The organism is Bacillus thuringiensis, from assembly GCF_001455345.1.
Taxonomy (GTDB): domain Bacteria; phylum Bacillota; class Bacilli; order Bacillales; family Bacillaceae_G; genus Bacillus_A; species Bacillus_A thuringiensis_N.
Genome location: NZ_CP013274.1, coordinates 419116 through 436923, shown reverse-complemented (window position 1 = coordinate 436923; position 17808 = coordinate 419116). Strand labels below are relative to the sequence as shown.

Genomic DNA, 17808 nt, shown 5'->3' with positions numbered 1-17808 from the left:
GCATTTTTTTACTTAAATACTGGCTCTTTAAAGCTCGCTAATTTTTCAAGTGATGTCTTATCAACATCTGCATGTAGGCTATTACCATGAGAGTCCATCGTTACAACTGCTTTAAACCCATCGATACGTAAATGCCACATTGCTTCTGGAATACCAAATTGTAAGAAATCAACATCTTTCACTTCTTTAATACATTCGGCATAATATTGCGCTGCACCACCGATTGCGTTTAAATATACACCGCCGTGTTCTTCTAAAGCCGCTAATGTTTTCGCACCCATACCGCCTTTTCCAATAACAGCGCGAATACCGAATTTCTTCATAATATCGCCTTGGTACGGTTCTTCACGAATACTTGTCGTTGGACCTGCCGCTTTAATTTGCCAATTGTCATTTTCATCTTTCACAACAACTGGACCACAGTGGTAAATAATTTGTCCATTTAAATCTACTGGACAATCGTTATCCATTAAATGCTTATGGATTGCGTCACGACCTGTATACATCATGCCATTAATTGTTACAACATCACCAACGCGAAGTTCACGAATTTGCTCTTCTGTAATTGGCGCTTGTAATACAATCTCACGTTGCTCTGTTTTTTCTTGTGCTTCTTGCTCCAGTGTATCCTCACCTTCTTGATATAACCAATCCATAATTTCACCTGTTTCAGGATGGATCGTTACGCCAAGGCGGCGATATGCCCAGCAATTATACGCCACAGATACATAGAAGCTAGCTGGTAGGCGGTTATACACGCCAATTTTACAGCCAAGTAAAGTTGTTTCTCCACCAAATCCCATCGTACCAATACCAAGCTTATTCGCATTTTCTAATACGTACTCTTCAAGTTTTTGTAACTCTGGAATTGGATTGACATCATCTAATGTACGGAATAATTGATTTTTTGCTAATTCGTAACCTGATGTGCGGTCTCCCCCGATACCAACACCAATTACACCTGCACTACATCCTTGACCTTGTGCTTGATATACTGCATGAAGAAGGCATTTACGAATCCCTTCTAAATCGCGGCCAGCTCGTCCAAGCCCTTCTAATTCACATGGTAAGCTATACTGAATATTTTTATTCTCACAGCCACCACCCTTTAGTATTAAACGAGCATCAATATAATCTTTTTCCCATTGTTCAAACTTAATAACCGGTGTACCTGGTCCTAAATTATTTCCACTATTGTCTCCAAAAAGAGAATCAACAGAATTGGGACGAAGTTTACCATCTTTTGTCGCCCGCTCAAGCGCGTTATAGATAGCTTCCTTCAACTTTAATTGATTCACACCAATTGGTGTATAAATTTTAAATGTTGGCATCCCTGTATCTTGGCAAATTGGCGAGATGTTATCATCAGCCATTTTAATATTATTTGTAATTGTGCCAAGTGCCATCGCAGAACGAGTCCCTGCATTTTCTCGCTCTTTCGCTTGTTGAATCGCACGACGAACATCTTTCGGTAAGTTCGTTGACGTTTCAACAATTAGTTGATACATGCTTTCTTGAAGCTTTTCCATTGTTACTTCCCCCTCAATTGTGAACGCTACCAAAACGTTATGAGATGAAAATCCCATTGTTATGCTCTTCAGCTTTTTATTTGTTTCAGGCTATTCAAGCATAAATGAAATTTTTCACAACTTGATTATACCTCTTTTTCTATCGTCCTTCTATTATCCGCACAGAAAAAGGCTACCAAATTGGAATTGGCAGCCTTTTTAATATATTATTCGTCTTTTTTAAATTGCTCACATTTTAATTCTAATTCATCTAGCATTGCAAGAAGACGATCTACATCTTCTAACTCTACTTCTTCAGGTTCAATTGTATCAATTACTTCAATGAACATATTTAAACGTTCTTTTAAATATACTAATTGTGTATCTTTGTCTTGAATTGCTTTTCCCATGAAGGCACTCTCCTTTTAATTCGAGTTGCTTTTATTATACCGCAAAAATGATTGCTATGGGTATGTAATTTCATCAATTTTGTCACAGTCATTCATTCAAATGTAAGCCCTCTCTCTTTTTTCACAAAAAAGTTTCACTTTATAAAAAGCGCATATTCTTCTATTATAGAGAATGGACAAATTGTTATTTCAATAGTCAAAGGAGTATTTCATATGACGATATCACAAAAAATGAAGCCGATTACTCCTTCTTACGATCCATGGGAAGCGTATATGGACCTTGAAGAGTACGGCAAACTACTATTAACAAATGTTGAGTTTACAACGACGACGTTATGCAATATGCGCTGTGAGCATTGCGCTGTTGGTTACACGTTGCAGCCGAAAGACCCGAATCCGCTTCCGATGGATCTTTTATTAAAACGATTAGATGAGATTCCTCATTTACGTTCTTTAAGTATTACTGGCGGGGAACCTATGCTTTCAAAAAAATCCGTCGACAACTATGTAACACCACTCTTAAAATATGCCCATGAACGAGGCGTTCGCACTCAAATCAATTCAAACTTAACTATAGATTTAGCACGTTACGAACAAATTATTCCTTATTTAGACGTATTGCATATCTCTCATAACTGGGGAACAATTGATGATTTCGTTGAAGGTGGATTTGCAATGATGGAGCGTAAACCTACGTATGAACAACGTGCAAAGTTATTTGAACGAATGATTACAAATAGTAAAGCTCTATCAGATGCAGGTGTACTCGTATCAGCCGAAACGATGCTGAATAAACGAACTCTACCACACATTGAACATATTCATCGTCAAATCGTTGACGAAATGGGCTGTAAACGTCATGAGGTTCATCCAATGTATCCAAGTGATTTCGCGAGTAATCTAGAGATCTTAACAAAAGCTGAAATTCGTGATGCAATTGAGCATTTACTAGAAATTCGCGATGAAAATGTATGGATGTTATTTGGAACTTTACCTTTCTATGCTTGTAGCGATGACGAGCGAGACATCGCCACATTTAAAAAATTACAAGAAAGTAAAAATGTCACTGTTCGTAACGATCCCGATGGTCGTTCTCGTTTAAATGTTAACATTTTCGATGGAAATATTATTGTAACTGATTTTGGTGACGTTCCCCTCCTAGGAAACATACAAACAAACACATTACAAGAAGCTTATGATAAATGGAGTGCTTCAAAAACAGCAAAATCATTAAGCTGTCACTGTCCTGCAGTAAAATGCCTTGGACCGAATGTTCTTGTAAAAAACAGCTACTATCCGACAGAAGATTTCTTATCAAAAACAGCAAATATTACATTATAAAAAAAACGTCAGCTTATAAGCTGACGTTTTTTTATATTATTGCGAGTGAGAAGAAGAAATGAATTTAAAGAATAAATGATCATGAATTGGAATAGCAGCTCCAATTCCTTGAGAAGTAATATTTTTTACAACGAGCCTTTTTTGATTTCCCTTTAATACAAGGTATACTTCTCCAAACGTTACTTTTCCTTTTTCATTTACTGCTGGTGTATAAGCATATAAATATCCAAGTTGACTCGGACTAATATTATACACACGCTCATGTCCTGTACCATAACCAATGGTCGTCTTAAATGAAAGCGGCAATTGTACTTTTTCAAGTGCTTTGAGAAGCATCATTTTTTTCACATCTGTAGCATCTTTCATATCCGCTGTTAAATCGCCTTCAACTGTCTTCTGTGTTTCTTGTTTATAGCGTAGCGGATATAGGCGATCTCCTCCTCGATTATCGTATACGTTGCGATTTACTTGTTTATATTCCCAATTAATCGATGTATCAACCGATTCATAATTCAAAGCCCATTGACCTAAATAAATTTTCGCTCGGTACCCTACCGCAAGCGGTGCATTCGAAATGGTCGTTTCATTAAACATTCGAATTAAGTCCGGATTTTCAATTTTAATATTTGCTGTTTTCAATAGTTCTTGAGCAAACTTACTCGGCTGTAAACGCGGCAAATCTTGCGCATCATTTGGAAACGTATTGTCTTTAGAAATATTTAAAACAGATGAAGGCATTTTTGTTTCTACCGTTGTCTTTGCAAAACTCATGTTAGGAAATAATAGAATAAACGAGACCATAGTTGAAAGACATATGCTGTATACTCGTTTCACCTGTCTGGCTCCTTCCTACGTAAAGGTATATACTACTTTGTTTATTGTTTTCTCTCAGCACAATTGTTATGCCTATTTTTCATAATAAATAAAAACCAATTCCCATAATGACATACGCCGCTAATAAAGTGCCTCCTTCAAACCAGTTTGTATCACCATCATTTGAAATCGCAATCGTTAAGAAAACAGCGGTAATCATAGAAACAAGTTCTGGTATGGTAAATACTAAAGGCATCCTGTTTGCAAAAAACATGGATAACAGTACTAATACAGGAGCAACAAACATGGCAATTTGTAATGTAGAACCTACTGCAATTTCGACTGCAATATTTACTTTATTTTTATAAGCCATAATAATTGCAGATGCATGTTCCGCTGCATTTCCAACAATCGCAACGATAATAACCCCTATAAATAGTTCTGACCAGCCAAATGATTTCGCGACTGTTTCAAATGTATGCACGAGCGCCTCTGACACATAAGCTACCGCAATTGTTGCTATCGCTAAAATGAGTAATGCTTTCCCTTTCGACCACTCTGGTTCTTCCTCATGAGCGACTTCATCACTTTTATGCTGATATACACCGCGGTGCGTAACTAACTTAAATAGCAATGCAGCAAGGTACATAATAATCATAATAATCGAGACACCAATACTTAATTGATACGTCTTTCCAGCGTCCATCTTCATTGAAAAAATCTCTGGAATAACAAATGCTACTACTACAGCAAAGATTAATAAAGCTGAATTATGCCTTGCATCATACACATTAAAACTTTGTCTTTTGTATTTAAGCCCCCCTACAAAAAAGGATAGCCCTCCTACTAATAATAAATTTCCAAGTACAGAACCCGTTAAAGAGGCTAACACCACCTCAATTAATCCTGCCTGAAGTGCAAAAATTGAAATGATTAGTTCAACGGCATTACCGAATGTAGCATTTAATAATCCACCTATTCTAGGACCAGAAACAATTGCCAAACTTTCTGTCGCTCTCCCCATAAAACCCGCTAATGCGATAATCGTAATACAATACACAGCGAACATAATTGTTTGAGGCCAATGAAGTGTTTTCCCAAGTACAGACAGTGGTACACCTATAAGAGCCACGATAAGAAATATTTTATTAAACATGCTTTTCATCCTTCCATCGTATGTATTTCTCCTCGATATTATTATTATTCTTCTCCTAACTTGTCCGATTTCATCACAATTGCGTTTAAAAAATCGGATTGAAGAAAACAGTATGAAAGATATTTAAATTATCTTGTTTAAACAGACAGAATTATAAATTGTGAAAAGAGGTTAAAATTATGCACTTAAAAGAAAAAATCGCAACTATTATTCAAGGTCAACGTACTGGTGTATTATCTACAGTACGAAATGAGAAACCTCATAGCGCCTTTATGATGTTTTTCCATGAAGATTTTGTACTGTATGTTGCAACAGATCGACAATCAAAAAAGATAACAGATATCGAAAACAATCCAAATGTACATGTACTACTTGGGCGTGAAGGAAAAAAATTAGATGAAGATTATATTGAAGTGGAAGGCTTAGCCTCCATCGAGGAAGACTCTACATTAAAAAACAAGTTTTGGGATAATAGCTTAAAACGCTGGTTACTCGGTCCTGAAGACCCTAATTATGTACTAATTAAAATCAATCCTGACACAATTTATTACATCGATGGTGCCGGTACGACGGAGCCCGAGTTTTTACGACTATAAAATAAAACAAGCCCCCCTTTAGGTGGGCTTGTTTTGTCGAAAAGTTCTTCTGAAAAAAACAATAAAATAGGTGGAACTTTCTAAAGATTCTGTTATATAATAGCAGTAACTTAAATAAACTGTATTAAAACAGATTGAGAGGAGAAATAACATTGATGAAAAGAGAAGAACGCAAAAACATGATTGAATTTATTGAAAAGAAAAAAGGGATTGAGCGTGACGAATTATTGTTTATGACAGACGATGAAGTGGAACATATTTATAATGTAACGTACTTTTTATATGAGGAAATTGCAGAGTAGTATAATAATCCCCACCTTATTAAAAATATAAGGTGGGGATTATTTCGTTATTAATACATGAGAATCGTTTTCATGTATAATAATGTAAGATTGGAGGAATTTTACTATGAGTTCATGGCTCTTATTCGCACTATTATCAGCAATTGCTGCTGCCCTTGTATCTATTTTCGGAAAGATTGGTTTGGATGGAATCGATGCCAACGTTGCTACGACAGTTCGTTCTATTATTATGGCATTATTTATGGTAGGCGTTATTATTATACAAGGTAAATTTCAAAATATTGGCGACGTACTGCTAAATAAAAAAGCACTGCTCTTTATCACATTAAGCGGAGTTGCAGGTGCTTCGTCATGGCTATTTTATTTTCTTGCCCTCAAAACAGGGAAAGTTTCACAAGTGGCCCCTGTCGATAAACTAAGCGTCGTATTCTCTATCATTCTCGCTATGATTATACTCGGCGAAAAGTTAAACTTTATGACTGGTATTGGTGTTGTCTTTATTACAGCTGGTGTACTATTTATTGCTTTCAGCTAAAAAAACCGCGATTAGCGGTTTTTCTTTTTCTTTATGTAAAACCCTACAATACATGTAACAACTATTGAAATGGATAAAATCCATATTCCATAATGATGTAAACTATACTCAACGAAACGCCACTTCTCTCCTAACTTCCAGCCAAGTCCAATAAAAACACTGATCCAAATAAGCGCACCACCGTAAGCATACAAACAAAAACGCCAAAGTGTTAAATTCGACATCCCAGCAAAATATGCTGTTAAATGACGTACTCCCGGGATAAAGTAACCAATCATTAAAAGAAATGGGCCATATTTTTCAAATAAAATATGTGTTTTTTCAATGTGATGTTCTTTAATCCTAACTTTCGGCCCATATTTTTTTAAGACAGGGAGTCCAAGTTTCAAGCCTAATATATAGCTTAATGTAATGCCCAACATTGCACCAGCCATCCCACTTAAAAACGCAGCAGTTCCTGACATAACTCCTTTTGAAACGTTATAACCAACAAAAGTCAATAAAAACTCATCTGGTATCGGTAATCCAACAATCCCACCGGCCAAAGCTATAATAATTCCAAAATACCCATAATGTGCGATTAACTCGCCAATATGTTGTTCCATTCGGAAGACACATCCTATGCACGATCGTTATTCCACATTGTGCCCTTTCTATCTTTCAGACAAACATGGTATACATATTCACTATACATTGTTTTTATAATGAACTCTACTTCTATCCATTCCTTTAACAGGAAGAAAGTGAACCATTAATCGGTGAGGATTTGTTCATCCTCGCTCATTCTTAGTACAACATCAATCGTGCGCCAAACTCCCGCCTCCTTCCATTATATTCACCGCTTTTCGAAGCGCCAGTCTTACTATCCACAAATAACAGGATTAAAAAATAAAAATTCATATGCTTGTTTTTTTGTTACAATAAAGGAAAGTTACTTTTCGCAACGGTTTAACTCTCAGGAAAAATGATATACCTAGCAAATACATAGTTTGGTCGATATAATGCAACTTCTACCTATTAAAAGAACATGCACCCTTTACATACAACATCATTTTTCTAAATTATACAGGGGGAACGAACATGACCATTGAAAATCAATTTATCCAAAAGGTTTACTATAAAACATTTTTAACAGAAGAAACTTCTACTCCAGTATCGGAAGTACTCGGTGAAGCATATATAAATGAATCTACAAATGAATTCTCCAATATTTCTAATATCCGCTTTGCTCAAGGTGAATTTTATTACCAAAATAAAGACTTTGAAGCAGCGATATTTAAATGGGAGAAAGTAAATAACGAACTTTCACTTTGGGCAACCAAAAATATTGCAGATTCTTATTTTGAACTAGGCTTCTTACCAAAAGCAGAAGAAATTTATCAATCTATCCAAACGGAAGATACAACTCTTACAATGGAAGTTTCCTTACAACTTCTTTCTCTTTACATCGAACAAGATCGTTTAGGTCTCGCCTTTAAGACAATTAGTGAGGCTGTTGCATTTCAACCTGACTATCCAAACATTACTGCAATTGCTCGCTCATTCTATGAAAAACAAGAAGATTGGAATAACGCTATTGAGCTTGCCGTTCAAGAAGGAATTCGAACAAAATCATTACACTGGTTCGATACTCTAATCCATTATGTGAATCAAGGATTTACGAAACAAAGTAAACCAGAATATTTCTATGAATCTTTAAAAGCTTTATATGCAATTGATCAAGTCCAATTTAAAGAACTTGTTATTGCTCTTTGGAACAGCTATCAAAATGAAAAATTACATCTACCTTGGATTCAAACAATAAATCATTTATTCTTACATATTGAGACAGACAACAATGACGATTGGCATGAAATTGTTGAACGCTATCAAGATACGTACTTTGAATTAATTACTGGTGAGCATTTCATGCATGAAATGCAGGGACTTGTACCCGATCTATTAACAAATTGGTTTAGTTTAACGAAAGCAAAAGATGCCCTATTTGTATCTGCTGCAGTATTAGCGTGGAATGAAGTTTCACCTACAACTTTAGAGTCATTACTCGTAAAAAGTGCGGGAGCCCTACTCTCTAATTCAACAGCTGAAACAAATGTAAATATGGAAACCGTTTCTCATTTATTCGAAACAATTGCTGTATGGGCTGAAAAAAACGATGTGGATTTAAGTCATCAATTTACGTTACTCGTTCATGAACTATGTGATTTAAATGTTACACAATTACTAATAGCGGGAACTAGTGACCATGATAAATCATCATTCATCAATTCAATATTAGGAGAGAACATCTTAACTGAGACTGTAACAACTCCTATTCTATTTAAAGATGATAGCCAAACTGAAATAACAGAATTCACTGCGTTAGATGTACACAATATACCGAACTTTGATGAATTCCATCAAATAATGGCTACACCTTCGGAGTCAGAACTTGAGAAAAAATGCATAGAAATTAAGTTACCAAGTAGATTTTTAAGAAAAAATAAATTTGCATTTCTTATTACGCCATCTGTTCAAGGGCAAGTGGATAAAAACGGCCCATATTTTGAATACTTACAAGCAGCAGATAGCCTTATTTACGTATTAAATTCTGCTTCACCATTACATCTGGAAGAGCTTGATGCATTACTTTATTTACGTGAACAAGTGCCAAATTTACAAATTCATTTCGTATTACACACAAATAATACGACTAATAATGAAAAATTACTAAGTAAGATTAAAGTCCATTTCCCAAATGCACAGTTCTTCCCATACTCTCCTTCACAAGAGAGTAGCCAGCAACTTGGGGACGTGACAGAGTCTATTCTTTCTAATCTAGCTGGACGCGATATGGAACAAGAACGTATAGAAAAACTAATATGGTTTACTCAAAAGACAATCGCATACCTTGTAAATGAACGTGTGGAATTAGAAAATACATTAGTGAAATCAGTACGATGGAATAAACATATCTCAGTGAAACTAAATGGATTTATTAACAATCTTACTGCTCTTGAAAAAGATAAAATTCGTTCTATTACAGAATCTTATCTTTTAACGAAAGAAGAAATCACACGAGATATCCATTCTCAAATTCCCGAATTATTACAGAGCTGTTCTGACCTTGTTCAAGAAGATAGTGATTTCAAATTAGTTCATGAAGAATTAAATACTGCAATGAACGAACGAATTCAAAAACATGTACAGCAAGTGCTTCTACCTAAATTTACTGGGTTTATTCAAGAGTGGATTGAAACAGCACATAATGAATTTATTCAAGCTCAATCTTATTTAGATGAAATGAGTGAAACGTTTAATAAATTATATAAAGAAGAACGCATGAAACTTCCTTGCGATTTCAAATTATTAGATGATTGGCATCGAGATGTTGTACGCATGACAAATAGAATTACAGTATCAAACATCAATATTTTATTACGCTTTACACCGACACAATTTTTCTTAAAGAGTGCGGGAAAACTATTTGGTAACATGCAAAAAAATCAATCTATGCTCGCAAACAAATATAAACAATATATTGAAACGGAAGATTATACGGAAATTGCTCAAATGATTTCAAAACAATTCTTCCTTCAATTTGAAGTATTTGAAGGCGCATTAGAACGAGATATCATGATGTTCTTTAAAGATCCACTTAGCATATTGAAACAAAATGTAGAAGCAGCTCAACTTGAAATAGAGGAAGACGAACAAACGTTAGCAACGTTAAGAAGCAACCCTGAAACTTATCACGATCCGTTAGCATTCTTTAAACTGCAACTATTGCAGCATAAATTCGTTTTAAGTACGAACAGAAAGAATAAAGACGTCTATGAATTTAATGAGTCTCCTACGATTTAACATAAAGTGAAACTTTAATCAGTGGGGGGTCTTACTGCCCATTAAAGCGGGATAAAAAACCAAGCAAACTAAAATTTGCTTGGTTTTTTACTTTAATTCATTATTTTCATATGTTCAAATGGATAATAAATTGCCGCTAATTCTCCTAATACATCCGCTTTATCAATAAGTCCTAAACCATTTCTACTATCTCTGCTTATTAAGCGATTATCTCCCATAACAAAAATCTTATTTTTAGGAACTGTAATCGGTCCAAAGTCCTCTGTTAAATTCATCAGTTTTTTTTCAGCTTGTTTTTTATTACTATACAAATACGCTTCCTCTATCACTTTATGATTCACATATAATTGATCATTTCTCACCTCAATGACATCGCCAGGCAAACCAATAACCCTTTTCACATAAAAATTATCCGTCTTCACAACAATAATGTCTTCTCTCTCATAACTTTCAAATTGCTTTGCCAACTTATTAACAATCACCTTATCCCCATCTTGTAGCGTTGGCCTCATAGATGCTCCTTTTACAGTCGTAGGAAAAAACACAAAAATTTTCGCCAAAAATATCAATAAACATGCAATTGCAATTGTTCCAAAGAATTCGCGCCAACGTTTTTTCTTTTGCATCATTCCACCATCTCATCATCTTTTTACTTTTATTATAAGTACTTCAACTAATAAATTTCTATAAAATTCTGAATTATATAATCATAATATTACAAATTTAAAAATAAAAATATCCAAGAATGTATTATTCTGATATACTATAGCTTGCATTTATTCTATTTTATGTACTTAGGAGGATTTTTTCTATGAAAGTTATGCTTAAAAATGAAAATACTGGCCAAATTAAACAAGCAAAAATTGGTTTTAGCTGGACTGTATTTTTCTTTGGTTTCTTCCCTGCTATATTCCGTGGAGATTGGAAATGGTTTTTAATTATTTTAATCGCTAGCATGTTTACATTCGGATTCTCTAACCTAGTATTCTGCTTTATTTACAACAAACTTTACATCAATGATTTATTAGCGCAAGGCTATAAAGCCGCTGATGAATACAGCCTTTCTGCTCTACAACAAAAAAATATAGTAGCATAATAGTAACGAAAAAAGATACTCCCCAAATAGTCTATCCACTATTTAGAGAGTATCTTTTTATAATCCCACATATACAATACACATTTGAGCCGCTACATATGTAAACCAAATCCAAAGTGGTTCATACTTTAATTTGCGCCCTCCAATATCTGTCACGCCTATAATAAAATCAGAAATCACAAATAGTAAACCACCAAAAGCTGGTATCCACCATATTCCTGTATTCTCGTAGTATAAGGCGAATGCAAAGCAAGCCATTCCTCCAACCCACAATCCGTAAATTAGAGCTCCTATCGTAAATAATTTATCTTGTTTATCATTTCGGATAAAAAAGAACCACCCTATAATTAGAAAGAGTCCGTATACGAGTAAACCAATCCAAAAACCATTCCATGAAATGCCTGTTTGCAAAAATGCTTTTACATAAAAACAATGCGCAAGAGCGAAAGTAATCATCCCTCCAATTAATCTGTGACCAATTGGAATCAAACCTGCCATAAATAAATCTCCTACAGTTGATAACGTCATACCTAGTGCAACCCACGTACTATACTCCACTGATGGATCTTGTAACCATATCCAAATTGCACTTGCTGTTAAAGAAAAACTAAGAATAAGACGTACTGCTAAAGGTAACGGCATATTATTTCTTGTTTTTTTTGTCTGTCCTATTGCGTATATTGCACCAATTAAAAACAGAATGATTTGTCCAATTAACACCATATAAAGTAGATTCATAACATGTTCTCCTCAATAAATGCTTTTTGTATCTTTTTTCGTTGTACCTAGTCTATTATCCTTTTTCTATATAAAAAAAGAAGAACAGTACTGTTCTTCCATTGTAATCGTTTTCCTATTATCTATGCTACTTGTTTTTCTTGCTCCATTTTCTGCTTAGCTGGCGTCCGATTCACCACAATAATTCCCGCGGCTACACATGCTAAACCGAATAATACAAACGAATGAATTGCTTCTCCTAAAATCATGCTCGATAATAACACACCAAATACAGGTATAAAGAACATATACATTGATACTTTTCCGACCTTGTTGTACTTCATAATTGTATTCCAAATGCAAAAGCCTGCTGCGGATAAGAAAGATAAATAGGTAAGCATAAGTATTGCATGTATACTAAATGTAAATGGCGTGATTCCCACTTGCAAAGCCCCTATACATAATAGCCCAATAGAACCAAAAATCATTTGGTATGCTGTCATATAGCCAATATCTAATGTTTTGCTACCTTCTTTCGCCAATATGTTTCCATATGAATACAACATTGCTGCACTAAGAAGTAATAAGCTACCGATTCCAAAATGGAATGACAAACTACCATCACTCGGTACATTTACTAAAATGACACCACAGAAGCCGATAGAAACCCCAATTACTTTTCTCATATTAAGAGCATCATCTTTATATAAAAAATGCGCGAGTAAAATTTGAAAGAATGATGATGTTCCTGAAATGATAGCTCCTTCAATACCAGAACTATAGCTCATTCCAATATAAAAACATATATATTGAAGAAATGTTTGAAATAAACCAATCTGTACTAACTGCTTCCCCGTTCCTTTTTTGAAGCTCATATCTTTTCCTAACGCTTTAAAGAAGAATAAGAGCATGACTCCAGATAAAAAGAAACGATAACCAGCAAATAATATTTGCTCCCCAACTTCTTGTGGCTGAATTCCAAGCTCAGCATAACTTAATTTAATAAAAGGGAATGCGCTCCCCCATAAAAAAGTCGCTACTATCGCAGCAATAAACACGCCAATCGGATGGGTAAAAAATTTCTCTGTCTTCACTTGTTGTCTTCCTTTCCGATCTTTTTATGAACAATATTCATATATACCAAAGGAAATGTGAAAACACAAGTTTTCAGTTTATACGCAAACAAAAACATATCATCTAAAGAAAACATATGCTATACTATAGAATAATTACAACATAATAACTATTAAAATCAGATTCAACAGAAATGCTGCTATCCATTATGGATGGCAGCTTTCGTCGTTTTATAGGGCTTTCGATTTTGATTCTTTTTCTCAATAAGAATTTGGAAGGAGCGAGTAGTAATGAATTCAGAAGTAAAAACATTACAAGTACAAAAGTCTATTTCTCATCCCTCTTTATGGGATACATTAAAGAAACATTATGAACTTATATTTGCAATCGCATCTGGTATTTTCATTTTAGCTGGTTGGTTATTCACAAAGAACGATGCAATGAATGTAGGCATTACTTGCTATATCCTTGCTTATATAGTTGGTGGATATGCAAAAGCGAAAGAAGGTATTGAAGATACAATTGAAGAGAAAGAGCTAAATGTCGAAATGCTCATGCTCTTTGCTGCTATCGGTGCTGCAATCATCGGCTACTGGGCAGAAGGCGCAATTTTAATCTTTATCTTCGCACTAAGCGGTGCAATGGAATCTTATACATTAAGTAAAAGCCAAAAAGAAATTTCAGCGCTTCTTGATTTACAACCTGAAGAAGCATTACGTATTTCAAATGGAACCGAGGAACGTGTTCCTGTTGGACGATTACAAATTAACGACATTATTTTAATTAAGCCAGGTGAACGCGTTCCTGCTGACGGTACAATTCATAACGGTGAAACAAATATCGATGAGGCAGCAATTACTGGTGAACCTATTCCAAATGAAAAAAAACATGGCGATGAAGTATTTGCTGGTACGGTAAATTTACGCGGTGCTATCGAAGTTAAAATTACGAAGCCGAGCGATCAAACATTATTCCAAAAAATTATCCGCCTCGTCCAAAGTGCACAAAGCGAAAAATCACCGTCGCAACTATTCATCGAAAAGTTTGAAGGAACATATGTAAAAGGGGTACTACTCGTTGTTGCACTTATGATGTTCGTTCCTCACTTCTTACTTGACTGGAGCTGGAATGAAACATTTTATCGCGCTATGATCTTACTTGTAGTCGCATCTCCTTGTGCACTCGTTGCTGCCATTACACCAGCAACTTTATCTGCAATTTCTAACGGAGCAAGAAACGGCATTCTCTTTAAAGGTGGCATACATTTAGAACGCCTCGCTTCAGTAAAAGCCATCGCCTTTGATAAAACAGGGACATTAACACAAGGTAAACCTACCGTAACGGATGTATATGTTCGAGAAAATATGACAGAAAAAGAAGTACTTTCTATTACAGCAGCAATTGAAAGTCACTCTACACATCCTTTAGCTGAATCTATTGTGAAATATGCACAACATACGTATGACATTGCATTAAAAAAACCAGAAAACGTTGAAGATGTAACTGGTTTTGGACTAAAAGGAATCTTCGAAAACAAAGCTTATAAAATAGGTAAAGCTGATTTTATTGGTGAAGAAACAAAAGCTTTTCATAATGGTATTTCTGCCTCACTTGAAAAAGAAGGTAAAACTGTCGTTTATATTAGTGATGAGGATGGCATCCTTGGACTTATCGCTTTAAAAGATACGCTTCGCCAAGAAACAATAGCTGCTATTCGCGAATTACAAAGCATTGGTGTCGAAGCAATTATGATTACTGGAGATAATGAAGAAACAGCAAAAGCAATTGCCTCTGAAAGTAATATAAAGGAATATTACGCATCATGCTTGCCAGAAACAAAAGTTGAAACGATTAAAAAGCTAAAAGAAAAATACGGAACAGTAGCAATGGTCGGCGATGGTATAAATGATGCCCCTGCACTCGCTACCGCTAGCATTGGTGTAGCAATGGGTGAAGGAACAGACGTAGCTTTAGAAACTGCAGACGTTGTACTTATGAAGAACGAATTATCTCGCCTTTCCCAAGCAATCCTTTTATCAAAACGAATGAACCGTATTGTAAAACAAAACGTAATCTTTTCACTAGCTGTAATTGCCTTGCTAATTTGTTCAAACTTCTTGCAATTTTTAGCTCTTCCATTCGGTGTTATTGGGCATGAAGGAAGTACGATTCTTGTCATTTTGAATGGCTTACGATTATTAAAAGGAAACAAATAAAAACGGGTCCCTCATAGAGGACCCGTTTTTTCTAATGGTAGCTATTATGCCCGTTCGCACTACTACTCGTTTTATGCTTTGGATGCGAACTGCTCTTTTGTTTATTGTTATTTTTATTGTTGTGGTTCTTTTTATTATTACTCATGAAATATCCCCCCTGTTCCCTATTATTATGGAACAAGAGATCACTTTTCATTACGGGAATTATTGTCACCCGTCCTATAATGATGGAGTAAACCATTAATTTCGCCGCCAAGTAAAATTACCCATCCAGTTAAATAAAACCATAACATTAAAATAATGATACCACCAAGACCACCATATGTATTGGCGTAATTTGCAAACTTATCTACATAATAAGCAAATGAGTACGATACCACAATCCATCCTACAGTAGCAAATACTGCTCCTGAAATGACTTCTCTTCTTTTTAACTTTCGATCTGGTGCAAATGTATATAAAAAACTAAACAATGCAAATAGCACGAAGAAACTCGCTACTAATCGTGTAATGCTCCACACGTAAGAAAAACTATCGGATAAACCAATTGCTTTAAACACCGCTGCCCCAATGACTTGTCCAAACACTGGAACAATTAGCGCAAACACAATCATGAAAATGATTGCTAGTGTAAATACGATTGATAACGCTCTTGTTTTAATAAAAGAACGTGTTTCTGTTACATCATACGCACGATTAAAAGCATTCATAACCGCGTTTACCCCGTTTGAAGCAAACCATAGCATCGATAATAAACCAAATGATAATAAACCACCATTTTGCTCATTTACAACTTTATCAACGTTTACTTCAATTAAGGACATTGCATCTTCAGGTACGTATGGTTCTAATAAATTGAGCACACTTTCTGTTTGAAGGTCAATGAATCCAAGAAGCGTAATTAAGAAAACAAGCCCAGGAAAAATCGCAAGCAAGAAGAAATAAGCGAGCTGTGCTGCCAAGCCCGCTACATCATCGCGCATCGTCCGGTCATATAAATCTTTACCAACCGAATAAGTACGATGTCTCTTCACCTTTTCTAAAATTTTTCTCATATATGTTTAAACGCTTTTCTTCTCTTCTTTATTTTGCTTTAACTCAATGTACGCTTCACTTTTTTTTTCCTCTACATTTGAGTCTTTCATAAATAATTCACGTGCTTCTTTCATACCACCATCTTCAGCAACTACTGGCTCTTCTTCTGCTTTCAGCTCATCTACTTTTGGAGATACAGCTTGAATTTCAATCGTTTCTGGCTTCTCTGCCGGCTCAACTTTTTTCTTACTAAAAATTTCTTTCGTTTCTTTTAACGTTTCTACAACCGACGGCGTCAATTTTTTAATTTCCGCTACTTTCGCTTTCACTACATTTAAATCAGCAAGTTCGCGCCCTTTATCTGTAACAGTTTGCACTTTTTCTTTGATTTTTGCATTTTCACCAATTTCAATCATCTTTGTTTTTGCTTTTTCTGCTGTATTTTTTACTTTTTCACGGTTTTCTTTCTTTAACATAGATACAGCTACACCTGCAGCTACACCAATCGCAATGTTTCGAGCAATATTATTTTTCTTTGCCATATTCCTTCACCCTTTCATTTCTTATGTTAGAAAGTATTTCTTTCTAAGCTTCCTCATATTCCTTGTTCATTTCGAATGAAAGCTAATAGCTTTACACACCCTTCTGTTACAAGGTCATATACTTCTTGGAAATTCCCTGTATAGTAAGGGTCGGGAACGTCTGTCCAGCCACCGTCTGGAACAAAATCGGACAGCCTACCAATATAGCCTCCAGTTTTACCTAAACTTTTTAAATCTGCTATATTCTTGTTGTCCATGGCAATAATATAATCAAACTTTGTTAAGTCTTCTTTTTCTACTTGCCTTGCTTTAATTCCTTCAAAAGTGACTGCATTTTCTTTTAAAATTTTTTGTGTTCCTTTATGTGGCGGATGACCAATATGCCAATCTCCAGTTCCCGCAGAATCAATGACAATTTTCTCTTCGAGTCCCTCTTTTACGACAAGATCTCGAAAAATCGCTTCTGCCATCGGAGAACGACAAATGTTCCCAAGACAAACAAACAATACTTGAACCATATTTTTGTTTCTTCCTTTCTTGGTGCATTTCTTTATATATACTTATAGTATAAACAACCAATTAGTGAATATAAAGGAAATCCCTACTAATTTAATAGGATTGAAA

General features: G+C 35.2%; 18 protein-coding genes. 7 read left to right on the top strand and 11 right to left on the bottom strand.

What is annotated here, in order from left to right; all coding sequences use genetic code 11:
- Positions 1-8: 8 nt before the first annotated feature.
- Positions 9-1529 (bottom strand): class I fumarate hydratase, encoded by a 1521-nt coding sequence (gene fumA, locus ATN06_RS02465; protein WP_088116121.1) that lies wholly within the window; start codon positions 1527-1529, stop codon positions 9-11.
- 206 nt (positions 1530-1735) lie between these two features.
- A complete protein-coding gene (locus ATN06_RS02460; RefSeq protein ID WP_000513558.1) occupies positions 1736-1918 on the bottom strand; it encodes an SE1561 family protein in 183 nt (60 codons plus the stop codon).
- Between the two features lie 213 nt (positions 1919-2131).
- Here ATN06_RS02460 and yfkAB point away from each other — a divergent pair, with 213 nt between their 5' ends.
- Positions 2132-3259, top strand: coding sequence for a radical SAM/CxCxxxxC motif protein YfkAB (gene yfkAB / locus ATN06_RS02455; protein WP_000156006.1), 1128 nt, complete (start codon positions 2132-2134; stop codon positions 3257-3259).
- 36 nt (positions 3260-3295) lie between these two features.
- Here the strand turns inward: yfkAB and ATN06_RS02450 are convergent, their stop codons facing one another.
- Together ATN06_RS02450 and cax are read right to left on the bottom strand one after the other, a co-directional pair.
- Positions 3296-4093, bottom strand: coding sequence for a YfkD famly protein (locus ATN06_RS02450; RefSeq protein WP_060629413.1), 798 nt, complete (start codon positions 4091-4093; stop codon positions 3296-3298).
- 79 nt (positions 4094-4172) lie between these two features.
- A complete protein-coding gene (gene cax / locus ATN06_RS02445) occupies positions 4173-5228 on the bottom strand; it encodes a calcium/proton exchanger (RefSeq protein WP_060629412.1) in 1056 nt (351 codons plus the stop codon).
- A 179-nt stretch (positions 5229-5407) separates the two neighbouring features.
- Between cax and ATN06_RS02440 the strand changes: the two genes are divergently transcribed.
- The 3 genes from ATN06_RS02440 to ATN06_RS02430 all read left to right on the top strand — a co-directional run bounded on the left by ATN06_RS02440 (position 5408) and on the right by ATN06_RS02430 (position 6661).
- On the top strand, positions 5408-5824 hold the full coding sequence (locus ATN06_RS02440; RefSeq protein WP_060629411.1) for a pyridoxamine 5'-phosphate oxidase family protein: 417 nt from the start codon (positions 5408-5410) through the stop codon (positions 5822-5824).
- 155 nt (positions 5825-5979) lie between these two features.
- Complete coding sequence (locus tag ATN06_RS02435) at positions 5980-6126, top strand: BH0509 family protein (RefSeq protein WP_000817786.1); 147 nt, start codon at positions 5980-5982, stop codon at positions 6124-6126.
- Between the two features lie 106 nt (positions 6127-6232).
- A complete protein-coding gene (locus ATN06_RS02430; RefSeq protein WP_000100306.1) occupies positions 6233-6661 on the top strand; it encodes an EamA family transporter in 429 nt (142 codons plus the stop codon).
- Between the two features lie 11 nt (positions 6662-6672).
- Here ATN06_RS02430 and ATN06_RS02425 read toward each other — a convergent pair whose 3' ends face one another.
- On the bottom strand, positions 6673-7266 hold the full coding sequence (locus ATN06_RS02425) for a DedA family protein (protein WP_060629410.1): 594 nt from the start codon (positions 7264-7266) through the stop codon (positions 6673-6675).
- A 475-nt stretch (positions 7267-7741) separates the two neighbouring features.
- Between ATN06_RS02425 and ATN06_RS02420 the strand changes: the two genes are divergently transcribed.
- Complete coding sequence (locus tag ATN06_RS02420; RefSeq protein ID WP_060629409.1) at positions 7742-10504, top strand: tetratricopeptide repeat protein; 2763 nt, start codon at positions 7742-7744, stop codon at positions 10502-10504.
- 92 nt (positions 10505-10596) lie between these two features.
- Here ATN06_RS02420 and lepB read toward each other — a convergent pair whose 3' ends face one another.
- On the bottom strand, positions 10597-11133 hold the full coding sequence (lepB, locus tag ATN06_RS02415; RefSeq protein WP_060629408.1) for a signal peptidase I: 537 nt from the start codon (positions 11131-11133) through the stop codon (positions 10597-10599).
- Between the two features lie 182 nt (positions 11134-11315).
- On the opposite strand from lepB, the gene ATN06_RS02410 reads away from it, so the two are divergent.
- Positions 11316-11600 (top strand): hypothetical protein, encoded by a 285-nt coding sequence (locus tag ATN06_RS02410; RefSeq protein ID WP_000867040.1) that lies wholly within the window; start codon positions 11316-11318, stop codon positions 11598-11600.
- A gap of 57 nt (positions 11601-11657) precedes the next feature.
- Here the strand turns inward: ATN06_RS02410 and ATN06_RS02405 are convergent, their stop codons facing one another.
- Together ATN06_RS02405 and ATN06_RS02400 are read right to left on the bottom strand one after the other, a co-directional pair.
- The gene (locus ATN06_RS02405; RefSeq protein ID WP_060629407.1) at positions 11658-12338 is read right to left on the bottom strand and encodes a lysoplasmalogenase; all 681 of its coding nucleotides are present in this window, start codon (positions 12336-12338) and stop codon (positions 11658-11660) included.
- Positions 12339-12460: 122 nt separating this feature from the next.
- On the bottom strand, positions 12461-13411 hold the full coding sequence (locus tag ATN06_RS02400; RefSeq protein WP_060629406.1) for a DMT family transporter: 951 nt from the start codon (positions 13409-13411) through the stop codon (positions 12461-12463).
- Positions 13412-13681: 270 nt separating this feature from the next.
- On the opposite strand from ATN06_RS02400, the gene ATN06_RS02395 reads away from it, so the two are divergent.
- On the top strand, positions 13682-15607 hold the full coding sequence (locus tag ATN06_RS02395; RefSeq protein WP_060629405.1) for a heavy metal translocating P-type ATPase: 1926 nt from the start codon (positions 13682-13684) through the stop codon (positions 15605-15607).
- Between the two features lie 185 nt (positions 15608-15792).
- Here ATN06_RS02395 and ATN06_RS02390 read toward each other — a convergent pair whose 3' ends face one another.
- Genes ATN06_RS02390 through ATN06_RS02380 form a run of 3 tightly spaced genes read right to left on the bottom strand, consistent with a single transcriptional unit; the run spans position 15793 to position 17702 of the window.
- Entirely contained in the window at positions 15793-16662 is an 870-nt protein-coding gene (locus ATN06_RS02390; RefSeq protein ID WP_060629404.1) for a YihY/virulence factor BrkB family protein, read from the bottom strand.
- Between the two features lie 6 nt (positions 16663-16668).
- Positions 16669-17184, bottom strand: coding sequence for a DUF4075 domain-containing protein (locus tag ATN06_RS02385; RefSeq protein ID WP_060629403.1), 516 nt, complete (start codon positions 17182-17184; stop codon positions 16669-16671).
- 53 nt (positions 17185-17237) lie between these two features.
- The gene (locus tag ATN06_RS02380; protein WP_060629402.1) at positions 17238-17702 is read right to left on the bottom strand and encodes a low molecular weight protein-tyrosine-phosphatase; all 465 of its coding nucleotides are present in this window, start codon (positions 17700-17702) and stop codon (positions 17238-17240) included.
- Between the last annotated feature and the right edge of the window lie 106 nt (positions 17703-17808).

What these genes read in the sequence shown, in the direction of transcription:
- fumA (WP_088116121.1), bottom strand. Translation starts at nt 1,529, where the DNA reads ATGGAAAAGCTTCAAGAAAGCATGTATCAACTAATTGTTGAAACGTCA.
- ATN06_RS02460 (WP_000513558.1), bottom strand. Translation starts at nt 1,918, where the DNA reads ATGGGAAAAGCAATTCAAGACAAAGATACACAATTAGTATATTTAAAA.
- yfkAB (WP_000156006.1), top strand. Translation starts at nt 2,132, where the DNA reads ATGACGATATCACAAAAAATGAAGCCGATTACTCCTTCTTACGATCCA.
- cax (WP_060629412.1), bottom strand. Translation starts at nt 5,228, where the DNA reads ATGTTTAATAAAATATTTCTTATCGTGGCTCTTATAGGTGTACCACTG.
- ATN06_RS02440 (WP_060629411.1), top strand. Translation starts at nt 5,408, where the DNA reads ATGCACTTAAAAGAAAAAATCGCAACTATTATTCAAGGTCAACGTACT.
- ATN06_RS02435 (WP_000817786.1), top strand. Translation starts at nt 5,980, where the DNA reads ATGAAAAGAGAAGAACGCAAAAACATGATTGAATTTATTGAAAAGAAA.
- ATN06_RS02430 (WP_000100306.1), top strand. Translation starts at nt 6,233, where the DNA reads ATGAGTTCATGGCTCTTATTCGCACTATTATCAGCAATTGCTGCTGCC.
- ATN06_RS02425 (WP_060629410.1), bottom strand. Translation starts at nt 7,266, where the DNA reads ATGGAACAACATATTGGCGAGTTAATCGCACATTATGGGTATTTTGGA.
- ATN06_RS02420 (WP_060629409.1), top strand. Translation starts at nt 7,742, where the DNA reads ATGACCATTGAAAATCAATTTATCCAAAAGGTTTACTATAAAACATTT.
- lepB (WP_060629408.1), bottom strand. Translation starts at nt 11,133, where the DNA reads ATGATGCAAAAGAAAAAACGTTGGCGCGAATTCTTTGGAACAATTGCA.
- ATN06_RS02410 (WP_000867040.1), top strand. Translation starts at nt 11,316, where the DNA reads ATGAAAGTTATGCTTAAAAATGAAAATACTGGCCAAATTAAACAAGCA.
- ATN06_RS02405 (WP_060629407.1), bottom strand. Translation starts at nt 12,338, where the DNA reads ATGAATCTACTTTATATGGTGTTAATTGGACAAATCATTCTGTTTTTA.
- ATN06_RS02395 (WP_060629405.1), top strand. Translation starts at nt 13,682, where the DNA reads ATGAATTCAGAAGTAAAAACATTACAAGTACAAAAGTCTATTTCTCAT.
- ATN06_RS02390 (WP_060629404.1), bottom strand. Translation starts at nt 16,662, where the DNA reads ATGAGAAAAATTTTAGAAAAGGTGAAGAGACATCGTACTTATTCGGTT.
- ATN06_RS02385 (WP_060629403.1), bottom strand. Translation starts at nt 17,184, where the DNA reads ATGGCAAAGAAAAATAATATTGCTCGAAACATTGCGATTGGTGTAGCT.
- ATN06_RS02380 (WP_060629402.1), bottom strand. Translation starts at nt 17,702, where the DNA reads ATGGTTCAAGTATTGTTTGTTTGTCTTGGGAACATTTGTCGTTCTCCG.